Consider the following 15,034-nt stretch of genomic DNA (forward strand, 5'->3'; position numbering starts at 1 on the left):
CAACCATGACCAATTCGAGCCAACCTTTGCCGTCTTTTTTCAGCCGGATTTCGATCGCCATCGGCGCCTTCTTCCGCGCCCTGTCCGACGCGGAATACGCCGCGCGCCTGACGCGCATTGACGACACCCCACAACCGAGCGCCGCGCCAGTCGCACCGCCCGCACCAGCCCCTGCCCCGGCGCCCGCCCCGGTTCCAGCACCAGCACCAATCACGCTGCGCGTCGCCACCCCGGACGCCGCACTGCAACTGCTGTCGCTGTTCCAGCGCGAAGCCCGCCTGATCGACTTCACCCAGGAAAACCTGAGCGCCTATTCCGATGCCGACATCGGCGCCGCCGCGCGCGTGGTGCACGAAGGCTGCGCCAAGGTACTGAAAGAACACTTCACCATTCAGCCGGTACGCAGCGAAGCCGAAGGCAGCCGCGTTGAACTGCCGGAAGGCTTTGACGCCGCCAGCGTGCGCCTGACCGGCAACGTGGTCGGCAAGGCGCCGTTCCGTGGCACCCTGAGCCATCGCGGCTGGCGTTCGGCCGAGGTGCGTCTGCCGAAACTGGCGGAAGCGCACGACGCGTCCGTGCTGGCGCCGGCGGAGGTGGAATTATGAGCGATCCACGTTACGCCATCGGCATCGACCTGGGCACCACCCACAGCGCGCTGTCATATGTAGACCTGCAAGCCAGCGATGGCGAAAAGACCCAACACGGCGTGCTGGCGATTCCGCAGCTGACCGCGCCGGGCACCATTGAAGAACTGCCGCTGCTGCCGTCCTTCCTGTATCTGCCGCACGCCGACGAACTGGCGCCCGGCGAAAACAATCTGCCATGGCAGCAAAGCGCGGAAGAGCTGACCGGCGTGGCCGGCGAAATGGCGCGCAGCCGTGGCGCCACCACGCCGATCCGCCTGGTATCGAGCGCCAAGAGCTGGTTGAGCCATCCCGGTGTCGATCGCCGTTCGGCGCTGCTGCCTAACGACGCACCGGAAGAAGTCAGCCGCGTCTCGCCGCTGGCCGCATCGACCCGCTACCTGAGCCACCTGCGCAAGGCGTGGGATCAGGCGCACCCGGACGCGCCGTTCGGTGAACAGGCGGTGACGGTGACGATACCCGCTTCGTTCGATCCGGGCGCGCGTGAATTGACCGCCGACGCGGCGCGCGCCGCCGGCTACACCAATCTCACGCTGCTGGAAGAACCGCAGGCCGCGCTGTATAGCTGGATTCAAGGCAGCGAAGGCCGCTGGCGCAAGGACGTCAAACCGGGCGACATCATTCTGGTGGTGGACGTGGGCGGCGGCACCAGCGACTTTTCGCTGATCGCGGTGCTGGAACGCGACGGCGTGCTGGAACCGCACCGCATCGCGGTCGGTGACCACATTCTGCTCGGCGGCGACAATATGGATCTGGCACTGGCCCATCTGGTGGCGCGCAAGCTGGCCGCCAACGGTACCCAGCTCGACGCCTGGCAGATGCGCGCGCTGACCTACGGCTGCCGCACCGCCAAGGAAAAGCTGCTGGCCGATGCCACCGTGGCCACCTGGCCTATCGTGGTGCCTAGCCGTGGCTCGAAACTGATCGGCGGTTCGATCCGCACCGAGCTGACGCGCGATGAGGTCTCGACCTTTATCCTGGACGGCTTCTTCCCGAAAGTGGACGCCTCTGCGCGCCCTGCGGTGCGCCAGCGCGCCGGCCTGACCCAGCTTGGCCTGCCGTATGCGCAGGACGCCGGCGTCACCCGCCATCTGGCTGCCTTCCTGGCGCGCCAGCTGGGTGCGACGGCGGAACTGGAGGGCTACGCCGGCAAGCAAAGCGCCGACGCGACTTTCCTGCATCCGACTGCGGTGCTGTTCAACGGTGGCGTGTTCAAGTCGGACTTGCTGGCGCAGCGCATCATGGGCACCATCAACGATTGGCTGTACATGGAAGGCGCGGAGCCGGCGCGCATGCTGGATGGTGCCGATCTTGATCTGGCGGTGGCACGCGGCGCGGCTTATTACAGCTATGTGCGGCGCGGCGCCGGTGTGCGGATTCGCGGTGGCACTGCGCGTTCGTACTACGTGGCGATCGAATCGGCGATGCCGGCGATTCCTGGCATGGAGCCGCCGATTCAGGCGCTGTGCGTGGCGCCGTTTGGCATGGAGGAAGGCAGCGAGATCGAACTGCCGAATCAGGAATTCGGCCTGGTGGTGGGTGAGCCGGTGCAGTTCCGCTTCTTCGGTTCCTCGGTGCGCCGTCAGGATCAGATTGGCGATCTGCTGGACTTCTGGGGTCCGGAAGAACTGATCGAGATGAATGAGATCCAGGCCAATCTGTCGCCGGAAGGCCGTCAGGCCGGTGAGGTGGTGCAGGTGCGCCTGCATGCGCTGGCGACCGAATCAGGCACGCTGGAACTGGCGGCTGTGGCCAATGACGGTCAGCGCTGGAAAGTGGAGTTCGACGTCCGCACAGCATGAGTAAATACGTCGTCAGCATCGACCTGGGCACCACCAATACGGTGATGGCCTATGCGGAAGCCGGGAGTGCGCAGATTCAGTTGTTCGAGATCGAGCAGCTGACCGCGCCCGGTGAAGTTGGTGCGGCGGCGTTGCTGCCGTCCTTGCGCTATCACCCTGCCGAGGGTGAGCTGGCGGATGGCGATTTGCAGCTGCCCTGGCGTTCCGATGAACGTATCGTGGTGGGGCAGTTGGCGCGCAAGCTGGGCGCGCAGGTGCCGGGGCGGTTGGTGGCCAGCGCCAAGAGCTGGCTGTCGCATCCGCAGGTGGATCGCACCGCGCCGATTCTGCCGTGGGGTGCGGAGGCTGATGTGGCCAAAGTGTCGCCGGTGGCGGCCAGCGCGTCGTATCTGGCGCATTTGCGCAGCGCGTGGAATACGCGTTTTCCCGCGCAGCCGCTGGAACAGCAGCAGATTGTATTGACCATTCCAGCATCCTTTGATGAGGGCGCGCGTGCGCTGACGCTTGAAGCAGCGCGCATGGCGGGCTTGCCTTCCTTGCGCTTGCTGGAGGAGCCGCAGGCGGCGTTTTACGATTGGCTGTTCCGCCAGCGCGCGTCGTTGTCGTCAGAACTGGCCGATACGCGGTTGGTGCTGGTGTGCGACGTGGGCGGCGGCACCACCGATTTCAGTTTGATGCAGGTGACGGCCGGCGACGGTGCCGCGCAACCGGCGATCAGCCGCATCGGCGTGGGCAACCACCTGATCCTCGGCGGCGACAATATGGACCTCGCCCTCGCCCACGTCGTCGAGGCGCGCCTCGCGGCCAGCGGCAGCGCCGGCGCGGGCAATGCGATCGACGCGACCAACGCGCCCGTTCGCAGTACGCAGGCCAGCGGAGGCGATGCAACCGGCGCGGCTACGAGCGCGGAGCGAGCTGCCGCCACGCCGCCGGTGCGACTGTCCGCCAGTCGCCTGGCGCAGTTGGCGGAGCGCTGTCGCGCGGCGAAAGAGCTACTGCTGGCGGCCGATGCGCCTGAGCGTACCACCGTCACGCTGCTGGGCGCCGGTTCGCGCCTGATCGGTGGCTCGCGTTCGGCCGAGCTGACGCGCGATGAAGTCGCTGCGTTGGTAGTGGACGGCTTCTTCCCCCTCAACCAACAACAGGAACCGGCCAAACGCGGTCGCGGCGCCATCGTCGAATTCGGCCTGCCCTACGCCGCCGATGCCGCCATCACGCGTCACCTTGCAGACTTCCTGCGTCAGCATGCCGCCGCCATGCGCGATGCCCTCGGCCTGCCGGCAGACAGCGACGCGGTGCCAATCCCCGACACTCTGCTGCTCAACGGCGGCGTGTTCCATGCCGACGCCCTCGCGCAGCGCATCGAAGCCGTGCTGACAAACTGGCGCCAACAACCTCTGCGCGTTCTGCACAACGACAATCCCGACGTCGCCGTCGCCAGGGGTGGCGTCGCCTACGCGCTTGGTCAGGCCGGCCAGGCGCCGGTAATCGGCGGCGGCTCCGCGCGCAGCTACTTCCTGCTACTGGACGACGCCGGCCCAGCCGACAAGCCACGCCGCGCCATCTGCATCCTGCCGCGCGGCGCCGCCGAGAACCGCGAAATCCTGCTGGCCGACCGCAGTTTCGCACTGCGCCTCGGCCGCCCGGTGCGCTTCCACCTTGCCTCCTCCACCGCCGATACGCCACAAACCGGCGACGTGGTGCAACTGCAGCCGGACGAATACATCCAGCTGCCGCCGATCGCCACCGTCCTGCGCGACAGCAGCGCCGCCGACGCGCGCAAGGAAATCCCGGTGCAGTTGGCCGCCACGCTGAGCGAAGTCGGCACGCTGGAAGTCCACTGCGTGGCGAAGGAAGACCAACAACGCTGGCTGCTCGAATTCCAGCTGCGCGGCGAGGCTGGCGGTGACAACGAAGCGCCAGACGATGCGGCCATGCCGGCCGGCCTCACCGCCGCCATCGACAAGATCGACCGCATCTTCGGTAGCCGCGCGCAACAGGTCGAATTGAAGGAAGTGAAGCAACTGCGCGGCCAGCTCGAACACCTGCTGGGTAGCCGCGAAAGCTGGGCCACGCCACTGCTGCGCCGCTTATTCGACGCGCTGCTGGAGCGTGCCAAGGGCCGCCGCCGCTCGTCCGAACACGAGCGCGCATGGCTCAACCTGAGCGGCTACTGCCTGCGTCCCGGCTTCGGCCATCCACTGGATGGCTGGCGCATCGAACAACTGTGGGCCATGTACGAAACCGGCATCCAGCACCACAAGGACGCGCAAGTCTGCGCCGAGTGGTGGACGCTGTGGCGCCGCGTCTCCGGCGGCTTGAGCGTGGACGCGCAACTGCGCGTGCTCGACGATTTCGCATTCAACGTGCAGGCCGACGCTGCGGAGCGCGGCCGCCGTCCAGTCACGCTGGTCAACGGCAGCGAGGAAGACATGCTGCGCCTGGGCGCCTCGCTGGAGCGCATCCCCGGCAACTACAAAGCCGAAATTGGCGCCTGGATGTTGGACCAGTTACAGCGGGCCACAAAAGCAGCTGGCAAAGCCGCCGCCAACAAAACCCGCAGCGGCGCTGCCGATCTGGCAAAAGCCGAAGCCACGCAAGGCCGCTTCCTGTGGGGCTTGAGCCGCGTCGGCGCGCGCCAGCCCTTCCACGGCAGCGCGCACGATGTGGTGGACATCGCCACCGTCGAAGCCTGGCTGGATGAAGTCCTCAAGCTGGATTGGAAAAAAGTGGAGCCGGCCGGTTTCGCCGCCGCCCATTTGGCGCGCATGACCGGCGACCGTTCGCGCGACATCAACGACACGCTGCGCGCCGAAGTGCTGCGCCGCCTGCAAGGCGTTGGCGCGCCGGCCAACTGGAGCGCCATGGTGCGCGAGGTGGTGCAGCTCGATCAGGCCGACGAAAAACGCATGCTGGGCGATGCCCTGCCACCCGGCCTCAAACTGATCGCCTGACGTAACTGGCCTGTTGGGCGACGAAGCCGTCGAAGGCCTCGATCAGCGGGTTGTATTGGTTTATATCGTTTTCCAGCTGCGCCAGCGCGTACACCGTGGCTTCCAGCGTCGACAATTGGTCCGGCAGATGCGCCTTGCGGATCAAGTAGTGCGATGGTGGCGTGTCACGCAGCGGTAGCCGTGGCAGCGCTTGCAGCAGCGGATTCAGATACAGCATCTTGCGGCTTTTGCGCCAGGTACCGTCCAACACCACCAGCCGCAGACCGGCCGGATCTTGCAGCCAGGCGCTGTCGAAAGGCTGCGGCGCGGCCAGGTCCAGCGAGGCGTCTTCCGTGTCCGGATATAGCAGCACGTTGCGGCGCTCGGGCGACAACAGCGCCTGCAGGTGCTGTGCGTCGAACGTCTCGCCCACTTCCAGCCGGCTGTTACGCAAGCTCAGATGCAGCAGACGCGCGCTGCCCTTGGCATTGTTCGCTTCCATGGGATGCTGCAGGATCAGCACTTCCACTTTATTGGGCAGTGCTGTCACCCAGCGGCAGATGCAGGTCTGCTGCGGGCGCAGGCACGCGGAGCAAAGGGCGCGCCGCGCGGGACGTTCGGTACTGGCGGTAGTCATAGACCGCCATTGTACCGTGGCTTAGAACTCTTCCCAGCCGTCCGATTCGTTGGCGGTGGCGGCCACTTTCTTAGGTGCCTTGACTGCGGGCTTGGCCGGTGCCGCTACTGCCGGCACCTTGCGCGGCAACGCCTTGGCCCGTACCGGCGCCTTGTGCGTCAGCGCTGGCGCGGACAATGCCGCATCCAGCTTGAACACACTGACCACGTCCGCCAGCTTGGCCGATTGCTCCTGCATCGATTCCGCTGCCGCTGCCGCCTCCTCCACCAGCGCCGCGTTCTGCTGCGTCACCTGATCCATCTGCGTGATGGCGTCGTTGACCTGGGCGATGCCGATGCTTTGCTCTTCGCTGGCATTGCTGATCTGGGTCATGATCTGCGTAACGCGGCTGATGCTCTGGACGATTTCGTCCATGGTCTGGCCAGCCCTGTCCACCAGCTCGGAGCCGATCTGCACCTTCTGCACCGAATCGTCGATCAAGCCCTTGATGTCCTTGGCGGCGGCCGCCGAGCGCTGCGCCAGCACCCGCACCTCCGACGCCACCACGGCAAACCCGCGTCCCTGTTCACCAGCGCGCGCCGCTTCCACCGCCGCGTTCAGCGCCAGAATATTGGTCTGGAAGGCGATGCCGTCGATGACCGCAATGATGTCGACGATCTTGCGCGAGGAATCGGTGATCGAGCCCATGGTGTTCACCACCTCGCCCACCACCGAACCACCACGGCTGGCGATTTCCGACGCGCTGATGGCCAGCTCATTGGCCTGGCGCGCGTTCTCCGCGTTGAAGCGCACAGTGGAGGTCAACTCTTCCATCGACGATGCGGTTTCCTCTAGCGAACTGGCTTGTTCCTCGGTGCGCGAAGACAGATCCTGATTGCCGGCGGCGATCTGCGTGGATGCCGTTGCTATCAGCTCGGTGCCAGTGCGCACCTGGCCCACGATGTTGACCAGATTGGTGTTCATGGTCTTCAGCGCGTGCATCAACTGGCCGGTTTCATCGCTGCTATGCACCTGGATGTCGCTGGTCAAATCGCCCGATGATACGGTTTCCGCCACCTTCACCGCTTCATTGATTGGCTGCGTGATGGTGCGCGTGATCCACCATGCTGCGATCACGCCAAACGCGATCGCGGCCAGGCCCAGCATGATCAGCAGCGTGCGGCCACTCTGATATTGGTGCTGGATCTCGACCGCGCTGGCGTCCAGCAGTGCGCCCTGCTTGTCGGCGAATGCCTTGAGCGCGCCCAGATAACGGATGCGGCTCTGGGTCATGTCGCCTTCGTAAATAGTGGCGGCTTTTTCCAGGTCACCGGCGTTTTTGGCCGCGAATACAGACTTGCGGAAATCGGTGTATGCCTTGCGCGTCTCCAGCACTTGCTTGAACAGCGGCTTGAGTTCTTCCTCATCCAGAGAGGCGCCGATCTGGTCCTGGATCTGGGTGGCGCGGCCGGACGATTCGGCCATCAACGCTTCCAGCTTTTTCTGGTCGGCGGCTTCGCGGACCATGAACGCGCCAGTGGTGCGCGCGGCGTTGACTTCGATGATCTTGCCCCATTCCGCGATCAGCCGTTCATCGCGGATCTTCACGTTGATCATCTCATCGGTCTTGCTACTGGCGCTGCTCAGACGCAGTATGCCTATCGAGGTCATCGCAACCAGCAGTAACAAAATAAGCGAGAAACCTACGCCCAGGCGGGTACCGATCTTGAGATTTTGCATAGCTGGCTCCCTGGCTAAAAGTCCGGATTGTCCAGTTCATGCTAGCACCATTTACCCCCAATCTATAGTGCGAAAAGAAATATTCGGCATTGCACTGCACCAATTATTCAACGGCTGGCGGAGCGCCCAGCAACTCCTCCAGGCCGGACAGCGCGGCGGGGTCCTTGATAACGGTTCTCAGCCAGGCATGCAGCGGTAATTCGCCCCAGCCGGCGGCGCGCTCGGCCAGGTAAGCCACCGGGCTGTGCGGCTCGGTGCGGCGGAAGAAATCAGCAATCAGACGCAGCTGCTGCAAGGCTTGCGTCCTATTTTGCGGCGCGCCGGACAGCGGCATGGCAGCGCTACCAACAGTGGCTTCGGCATCGTCGGTAAGCATGACAAAGCTGCCATGCGGCGCCAGACTGGCGACCACCGCCTGCACCGCCTCGCGCGCGGCGCTGAAACCGGGACCATCGGCGCCCAGTTGCGTATCTACCACGCGCTCCAGCTGGCGCAGCATCGTCAGGCAGTATTCGGCGTCCGCCAGCGTGGGTGTTTGAGCCGCGCATTCCTGCACCAGCAGCGGCGTGCGCGCGAGTAGCCAAAACAGGTTACCGATGCGCTGATCGTAGTCGCCGTCATCGACCAATGGATACAAATCGGTCCAGTATTGTTCGCACAATCCGGCCAGCACCGCGTAGCCGTCGCCCAGGCCGCGCAAGCCGCGCGTTTGGGCCAGCGCTTCGGCCAACCAGGCCGCCAGGCGCAGATCCTTGCTGCGGGTGGCCAACAGATCGGCGCAGCGGCTGGCGACGTAGGACCAGTCGGCTTCCTTCAACGCGGTGGCCCACTCGCCTTGGTCCAGCGTGGGATCGTCGTATTCGCGGGCCTGGGCGACGGCGTCGACATCGGCGTTGAAGGACAGGTCTTCGCCACAGCGACGCTCGGGGCTGACCGGCTGCAGCAGTTGCGCGATACTGAACATCGGCGCCTCCTATTTGATCTGGTATTTGAATTGGCCTTTTCTGTCGGCGCTGGCCTTGATGCGGATGATGGCTTCTTCTTTCGCCATCTTCTCCAGGACCGCCTGCGCGATCTCCGGCAGCAGCGTGCCGTTGAGGATATGGTCGACATTGCGCGCGCCGGAATCCACTTCGGTGCAGCGTGTCAGCACCGCATCCAGCAGCGATGGGTCGTAAATGAATTCGGCGTGATGCTGCTCGTGGATACGGCGCGCGATGCGATCCAGCTTGAGCGCGATGATCTGCGCCAGCACTGCGTCCGGGATCGGATAGAACGGCACCACTTTCACGCGGCCGAGGAAGGCCGGCTTGAAGTGCTTGACCAACTGGGGCCGCAATTGCTGCTCCAGTTGCTCCGGCTGCGGCGGCGTGTCCAGATTCAGGCAGGCCTGCATGATGGTGGCCGAACCTGTATTGGCGGTGGCGATGATGATGGTGTTTCGGAAGTCGATTTCGCGGCCTTCGGCATCGTCCATCACGCCTTTGTCGAACACCTGAAAAAACAGCTCCAGCACATCTGGGTGGGCTTTTTCGATTTCATCCAGCAGCACCACGCTGTAGGGATTGCGCCGCACCGCCTCGGTCAGCACGCCGCCCTGGCCATAACCGACATAGCCGGGCGGCGAGCCTTTGAGACCGGACACGCTGTGCGCTTCCTGGTACTCGCTCATGTTGATGGTGATGAGTTTTCGCTCGCCGCCATACAGCAGATCAGCCAGCGCCAGCGCGGTTTCGGTCTTGCCGACGCCGGACGGGCCGACAAACAGGAATACGCCTTTCGGCTTGTTCGGATCGTCCAGATTGGCGCGCGCGGTGCGCACGCGCTGCGCAACGGCGGCCATCGCGTGCGGCTGACCGAGGATGCGGGCTTGCAGTGCATCCTGCAGCGCCAGCACGGTGCGGATTTCGTCCTTGACCATTTTCCCGAGCGGGATGCCGGTCCAGCCGGAGACGATGGCGGCTACGCTGGCGCCATCCACTTCCAGCGGCACCAGCGGTGTTTCGCCTTGCAGCGCCGCCAGTTCGTCCTTCATGGCGCTGATCTCGGCGGTGCCATTTTCTTCGCCGCGCAGGCGCACGATGGCGGCGACAATGGCTTGCTCACGTTGCCAGCGTTCGTTGAGCTGCGCGTGTTCTTCGAGCAGCGCGGCATGCGTTACCTGTAATTGCTGCAAGCGCTGGCCGTGTGCCAGGTCCGGCTCGCGCTGCAGCGCGGTGATCTCGGCCGCGATGCGTTCGGCCTGGCGCGCGGTGTCCTCCATCGCGGACGGCGTGCCGCTCTGCGCCAGCGCCACGCGGGCGCAGGCGGTATCCAGCACGCTGACCGCCTTGTCAGGCAGTTGCCTGCCGCTGATGTAGCGATGCGAAAGCCGCACCGCCTCCGTCACCGCCTGATCGCGGATGCGCACACCGAAATGGCATTCCATCAGCGGCGCCATGGCGCGCAGCATGGCGCTGGCGATGTCTTCGCTGGGCTCCTCCACCTTCACCACCTGGAAGCGGCGCGCCAGTGCCGCATCTTTTTCGAAGTACTTTTTGTATTCGCTCCAGGTGGTGGCGGCGATGGTACGCAATTCGCCGCGCGCCAGCGCTGGCTTGAGCAGATTGGCCGCGTCGTTCTGTCCAGCCGCGCCGCCGGCGCCTATCATGGTGTGGGCTTCGTCGATGAACAAGATGATGGGTTGAGGACTTTGCTTCACTTCGTCGATGACGTTCTTCAGGCGATTCTCGAACTCGCCCTTGACGCTGGCGCCGGCCTGCAGCAGTCCCATGTCCAGCGTGCGGATATCCACGCTGTTCAGCGCGGCCGGCACCTCGCCGGTGGCGACGCGCAGCGCCAGTCCTTCCACCACCGCCGTCTTGCCCACGCCGGCCTCGCCGGTCAGGATGGGATTGTTCTGGCGGCGGCGAAGCAGGATGTCGACCACCTGGCGGATTTCGGCTTCGCGACCGATCACCGGATCGAGCTTGCCGTCGCGGGCCTGGTGCGTCAGGCTGGTGGTGTACTGGTCCAACGCTGGCGTGCGCGCATTGCCCGCTTGCGCCAGGTCGGCAAGCGGTTCGGCGTTGGATGCCGGGGCTGCGGTCGTCTCTTCCTGCGAGCCATGCGTGTACTTCTCCAGTTGGTGTTTGATTTCGTCGATGGGGATCTGCGCGAACTGCGCCGAGGCGCGCAGCGCCAGTTGCTCCAGTTCTGGCTCGGTCAGCAGCGCCACCAGCAGATGCGCACTGCGGATCTGCGCTGGCTGCGCGGACAGCGATGCGATCAGCCAGGCATGTTCCAGCAACAGCGGCAGGTAGCGCGAGAACACCGGGGTGCGCGTGCTGCCGGTCTTGAACTGGCTGATTTCCTGATGCAGGTCCGCTTCCAACTGGCTCAGATCAACACCGCAGGCACGGGCAATCAACACCAGGTCGCAGCGCTCCTGCTCCAGCAATGCCAGGAGCAGATGCTCAACCTCCACCTCGTACTGTCCCAGCGCCACGCAGATGCTGGCAGCGCGAGTGGCGGCCAGGCGAGTGGTGTCATTTAATTTGCCGATCAGCGTTTTCAAGTTCAGATTCATGCCCTGCCTCCGCGTGCGCTGCGGTTGATCGTGTAATGCAGCGTTGACGGTTGCAGCACCGCGTCAAAGCTGACGGCTTCGGTGTATGGCAATCCGGCCAGCATGCCGTAAATGGCAAAGCTGACGCGGTTGATCGATCCGGGTTGGTATTCCAGTCTGGCCTGCACATTGCGCAGGCGCGGTTCATGGCGCTCGATGGCGGCCTTGAGGGCGGCGCAGATGCGGGCGCGGTCTTCGCTGCTGCTCAGGCACATGCCGGCGAAATCCACTAGTCCGTAGTTGACGATGGAGCGCGCGCATTCGGGCCAGGCGCGCAGCATGTCTTCGGGCAGTGCGCAGCGGGTGTTGAGCAAGTCTTCAAGATCGCGTGCGACGCTGTCCTTGAGCTGTTCCAGCGTCATGCCACGATCGTTGCGGCTGGTGCCGAGCAGACGGTCCAGCAGGCCGGGAGTAAAGCCGTTCATTGCGATGCTTTCGAAAAGGGACCAGGCCGGGCGGCCTGGCCAAAAGCGCGTCGCGAGGCCCGCCAGACACCTGCGCGCGCGGGGGAACGATCAGACGATGCGGTTGCTGGCCAGGTCCCAGCCGCCGGAGGTGTTGCCGCCGGCGCCGCCGCTGATTTTCTGCTGCGTGTACTTCCACTTGATCTTGGAGAATTTGAACGCGACTTCTTCCGCCAGGATGTCGCCTTCTTCCACCGCCGGCGACACCGCGCCGATCAGCACATTCTCGATCTCGATTTCGTAGTATTTAACGCGTTCACCCTGGGCGTCCGCGCGCATGAACTCGAACTTGGCCTTGGGGATGGTGCGGCCAGCCGAGCAGGTTTGCAGCAGGATCGGCGATGCCAGGTCAGCCAGCTTGGAGATCACGATATCGCGATGCTCGCAGCGTTCCGCCGTGTGGCCACCGCCGGTGGAAGCGGTGGCGGATTTCGGCTGCTCCACGCCGAAGCTGACCGATTTGCACTCGATCCAGTCCTTGTGACGGTCGTCATTCGATTCGCCCTTGATGCCATCAATGTACAGATAAACGTCGATTGCCATTGCATGCTCCTGTCTCTATGTCGTTGGGGGGATTAGTAATTGGTCGATTGCGGCAGCTCCGCGACCAAACGGAGTGAAACGGATAATTCATCCAGCTGGAAATGCGGCCGCAGGAAGGAAACGGCGCGGTAAACGCCAGGCCGACCGGCCACCTCGTGCACCTGCACCGAGGCTTCGCGCAGCGGGAACTGCGCCTTCTGGTCCTGGCTGGCGTTATCGTCCAGCAGGACGTATTTCATCAGCCAGCGATTGAGGAAGTCCTCGACGTTGGCGGCCGAGGCAAAGCTGCCGACTTTGTCGCGCATCATGGCCTTCATGTAGTGGGCAATGCGCGAGACGGCAAAGATGTACTGCAATTGCGATGACAACACGGCGTTGGCGTTGGCCGCTTCGGAGCTGTAGCGGCGCGCCTTCTGCGCCGATTGCGCACCGAAGAAGGCGGCGTAGGCGGTGTTCTTGCAATGGACCAGCGAGATGAATCCGAGGTCGCTCAGCTCTTTCTCGCGACGGTCGGTGATGGCAACTTCGGTCGGACATTTGAGCGCCACTTCGCCCTCGCCGGTCTTGAAGGTGTGGGTCGGCAGGTCATCCACCAGGCCACCGCCCTCGACACCGCGGATCGCCGCGCACCAGCCGTAATCGTCGAACGCCTTGGTTAGTTTGGCGCCGAAGGCGTAGGCAGCGTTACACCACAAGTACTTCTGATGATCGGTGCCGTCCACCTCTTCGACGAAGTTAAAGCCTTCCACCACCGTGCCGTCGACAGGATTAAATGGCAGCCGACCGAGGAAGCGCGGCAGCGTCAGGCCGACATAGCGCGAGTCTTCGGATTCGCGGAATGCCTTCCATTTGGCGTATTCCACGGTGTCGAATACCTTGGACAGGTCGCGTGGCTTAGACAGATCGCCGAAAGTCTCCAAGCCGAACAGCTCCGGCGCGGCGGCGGCCACAAAGGGTGCGTGCGAGGCGGCGGCCACGTGCGACATCTGCTCGACGAAGTACATGTCTTCCGGCTGGCGCGAGATTTCAAAGTCGCCCAGCAGCGCCGCATATGGCGCGCCACCAAAGGTGCCGAATTCTTCTTCATAGATTTTCTTGAACATCGCGCTCTGATCGAATTCCAGCGCGGACTGGAAGTCCTTCACCAGTTCGCGCTTGGTGGCGTTGAGCATGCGAATTTTCAGCCCCTGGCCGGTGGCGGAATTCTTTACCAGATAATGCAGGCCGGTCCAACTCTGCTCCAGCTTCTGGAATGCCGGTGCGTGCATGATGGCGCTCAGTTGACTGGAAATCAGACGGTCCAGCTCCGCCACGCGCGCGTCCAGCATCGCGGACAGATTATTGGAGACCACCACCGCGCCATCCAGCACCTGGTTGACCAGCTCCGCGATGATGTCTTTGGCGCGTTCGTGCTCCACGCTGGATTTGGCCACCTTGCTTTGCTCGACGATCTGGTCCAGCAAGCTGGCGCCTTCGAGTGCCGGCGCCAGCTCGGATGCGCTCTGTAGTTGTGCTGACATGTCAGTCTCCCTTTTTCAGGCTGGCCAGCTTGTCGGTGTTGTTGAGCACATCGCTGAGGATGTCCTCCAGCTTGTCGTTCCCGGCCAGCTTGTTACGCAGGTCGGCCAGCTTGCCGCGCGCTTCCAGCAGCTTGGCCAGCGGCTCCACCTGACGCACCACCGACTCGGGACGGAAGTCCGCCATGGATTTAAAACGCAGTTCGACGGCGAAGCTGCTGTCATCGTCCTTCAGCTGATTTGGTACCTGGAAGCGTGCCACGGGTTCCACACCTGCCATCACCTCATCGAAATTGCCGTTGTCGATGTTGACGAACTTGCGATCCTTGAGACGCTTTTTTTCCACGTCCGAGTTACCGCCAAAGTCGCCGACCACGCCCACAACGAAAGGCAGCTCCTTGTTTTCCATGGCGTCGCCGATCTCGACGTCGTAGGTCATCTGCACACGTGGCGCTCGCACCTTGGTCAGGCGCTTCTGAACACTGTCACCGTTAGCCATACAAGCTCCTTTACTTCAATCCGCCGAAGGGATCGCTGTTGTTGGACTGGTTACTATTTTTGGATGTCGTGCTTTTTTTTGAGGCCGCTGGTGCCGACGCCGCCGGCTTGCGGCTTGCGTTCGGATTTGGTACCAGCACATCTTCGACCAGCGTGGTGCGCAACAGCTTGGCCAGCTCCTGCGCTTCGGTACGTAGCGAGCCACTGAGATTGTTTTGCTGACTGAGGTCCGCCAGCGCCTTGGTCGACAAGCGCAGACCACTGACCGCCACGATGCTGCTCCCCAGCTTGTCGTTGGGGTCACGCTGCAGTGCTTCCAGCGCATTCATGATCGCTTCGCCGTAGCTGGCGCGGTCGAACTTGATCTGCGCCATGTGCAGCCAAGGGGTTTTATCGGCCGGATAATCGGCGGCGGCCGCCTTGAGGATGCTGTGTGCTTTGTCGTTGTGGCCTGCTGCGAGTGCGGCGTCGGCATCGGCCAGCGCGCGCTCCAGCGTGACCGGTTGCGGGCGCTCGCTGCGGACCGTGGCGCCGTCCGTCGCGCAGGCCGACAACAACAGCAGACTGGCGCAGCAAGGCAGCCATGTACTTGAAATGCGCATCGGTTTCTCCTTTGCGTAACCGTGTAAGAAGATGGCCATTATTCATGAATGCCTTAGCCGCCGATTGC

Annotated in this window: 12 protein-coding genes; 3 read left to right on the top strand and 9 right to left on the bottom strand. The window is 63.8% G+C overall.

All coding sequences use genetic code 11. The features are described from left to right. Positions 1-5: 5 nt before the first annotated feature. From GJ699_RS03705 to GJ699_RS03715, 3 genes are read left to right on the top strand one after another with little or no spacing between them, the layout of a single operon-like run. Entirely contained in the window at positions 6-605 is a 600-nt protein-coding gene (locus GJ699_RS03705) for a DUF2760 domain-containing protein (RefSeq protein ID WP_154373259.1), read from the top strand. Further along, positions 602-2,446 (top strand): Hsp70 family protein, encoded by a 1,845-nt coding sequence (locus GJ699_RS03710; protein WP_154373261.1) that lies wholly within the window; start codon positions 602-604, stop codon positions 2,444-2,446. Before GJ699_RS03705 ends, GJ699_RS03710 begins: the two co-directional genes overlap by 4 nt. Beyond that, positions 2,443-5,400 carry an Hsp70 family protein gene (locus GJ699_RS03715; protein ID WP_154373263.1) on the top strand — a complete coding sequence of 986 codons (2,958 nt, stop codon included), beginning with the start codon at positions 2,443-2,445 and terminating at the stop codon, positions 5,398-5,400. Before GJ699_RS03710 ends, GJ699_RS03715 begins: the two co-directional genes overlap by 4 nt. Here the strand turns inward: GJ699_RS03715 and GJ699_RS03720 are convergent. The 9 genes from GJ699_RS03720 to GJ699_RS03760 all read right to left on the bottom strand — a co-directional run bounded on the left by GJ699_RS03720 (position 5,384) and on the right by GJ699_RS03760 (position 14,966). Beyond that, a complete protein-coding gene (locus GJ699_RS03720) occupies positions 5,384-6,016 on the bottom strand; it encodes a tRNA-uridine aminocarboxypropyltransferase (protein ID WP_154373265.1) in 633 nt (210 codons plus the stop codon). The two genes, GJ699_RS03715 and GJ699_RS03720, sit on opposite strands and share 17 nt — an antisense overlap. A gap of 21 nt (positions 6,017-6,037) precedes the next feature. Next, positions 6,038-7,735, bottom strand: a complete 1,698-nt coding sequence (locus GJ699_RS03725) for a methyl-accepting chemotaxis protein (RefSeq protein ID WP_154373267.1) — start codon at positions 7,733-7,735, stop codon at positions 6,038-6,040. A gap of 103 nt (positions 7,736-7,838) precedes the next feature. Next, positions 7,839-8,699 carry a type VI secretion system protein TssA gene (gene tssA, locus GJ699_RS03730; RefSeq protein WP_154373269.1) on the bottom strand — a complete coding sequence of 287 codons (861 nt, stop codon included), beginning with the start codon at positions 8,697-8,699 and terminating at the stop codon, positions 7,839-7,841. Positions 8,700-8,708: 9 nt separating this feature from the next. Then, entirely contained in the window at positions 8,709-11,303 is a 2,595-nt protein-coding gene (gene tssH / locus GJ699_RS03735; protein WP_154373272.1) for a type VI secretion system ATPase TssH, read from the bottom strand. Continuing rightward, positions 11,300-11,767: a type VI secretion system baseplate subunit TssE gene (gene tssE / locus GJ699_RS03740; protein ID WP_154373274.1), complete on the bottom strand. Its 468-nt coding sequence runs from the start codon at positions 11,765-11,767 to the stop codon at positions 11,300-11,302. The genes tssH and tssE overlap by 4 nt, the downstream gene beginning before the upstream one ends. A gap of 90 nt (positions 11,768-11,857) precedes the next feature. Beyond that, on the bottom strand, positions 11,858-12,349 hold the full coding sequence (locus tag GJ699_RS03745; RefSeq protein WP_154373276.1) for an Hcp family type VI secretion system effector: 492 nt from the start codon (positions 12,347-12,349) through the stop codon (positions 11,858-11,860). 32 nt (positions 12,350-12,381) lie between these two features. Then, positions 12,382-13,869 carry a type VI secretion system contractile sheath large subunit gene (tssC, locus tag GJ699_RS03750; RefSeq protein ID WP_154373278.1) on the bottom strand — a complete coding sequence of 496 codons (1,488 nt, stop codon included), beginning with the start codon at positions 13,867-13,869 and terminating at the stop codon, positions 12,382-12,384. Position 13,870: 1 nt separating this feature from the next. Then, positions 13,871-14,365 (bottom strand): type VI secretion system contractile sheath small subunit, encoded by a 495-nt coding sequence (tssB, locus tag GJ699_RS03755; protein WP_154373280.1) that lies wholly within the window; start codon positions 14,363-14,365, stop codon positions 13,871-13,873. 10 nt (positions 14,366-14,375) lie between these two features. After that, positions 14,376-14,966 (bottom strand): hypothetical protein, encoded by a 591-nt coding sequence (locus GJ699_RS03760; protein ID WP_154373282.1) that lies wholly within the window; start codon positions 14,964-14,966, stop codon positions 14,376-14,378. Positions 14,967-15,034 lie beyond the last annotated feature (68 nt).

It is taken from the genome of Duganella guangzhouensis (genome assembly GCF_009674535.1).
Taxonomy (GTDB): domain Bacteria; phylum Pseudomonadota; class Gammaproteobacteria; order Burkholderiales; family Burkholderiaceae_D; genus Rugamonas; species Rugamonas guangzhouensis.

Coding starts and splice junctions, on each gene's coding strand:
- tssE (WP_154373274.1), bottom strand. CDS start 11,767: ATGAACGGCTTTACTCCCGGCCTGCTGGACCGTCTGCTCGGCACCAGC.
- tssB (WP_154373280.1), bottom strand. CDS start 14,365: ATGGCTAACGGTGACAGTGTTCAGAAGCGCCTGACCAAGGTGCGAGCG.
- tssA (WP_154373269.1), bottom strand. CDS start 8,699: ATGTTCAGTATCGCGCAACTGCTGCAGCCGGTCAGCCCCGAGCGTCGC.
- tssH (WP_154373272.1), bottom strand. CDS start 11,303: ATGAATCTGAACTTGAAAACGCTGATCGGCAAATTAAATGACACCACT.
- GJ699_RS03715 (WP_154373263.1), top strand. CDS start 2,443: ATGAGTAAATACGTCGTCAGCATCGACCTGGGCACCACCAATACGGTG.
- GJ699_RS03760 (WP_154373282.1), bottom strand. CDS start 14,966: ATGCGCATTTCAAGTACATGGCTGCCTTGCTGCGCCAGTCTGCTGTTG.
- GJ699_RS03745 (WP_154373276.1), bottom strand. CDS start 12,349: ATGGCAATCGACGTTTATCTGTACATTGATGGCATCAAGGGCGAATCG.
- GJ699_RS03720 (WP_154373265.1), bottom strand. CDS start 6,016: ATGACTACCGCCAGTACCGAACGTCCCGCGCGGCGCGCCCTTTGCTCC.
- GJ699_RS03725 (WP_154373267.1), bottom strand. CDS start 7,735: ATGCAAAATCTCAAGATCGGTACCCGCCTGGGCGTAGGTTTCTCGCTT.
- tssC (WP_154373278.1), bottom strand. CDS start 13,869: ATGTCAGCACAACTACAGAGCGCATCCGAGCTGGCGCCGGCACTCGAA.
- GJ699_RS03705 (WP_154373259.1), top strand. CDS start 6: ATGACCAATTCGAGCCAACCTTTGCCGTCTTTTTTCAGCCGGATTTCG.
- GJ699_RS03710 (WP_154373261.1), top strand. CDS start 602: ATGAGCGATCCACGTTACGCCATCGGCATCGACCTGGGCACCACCCAC.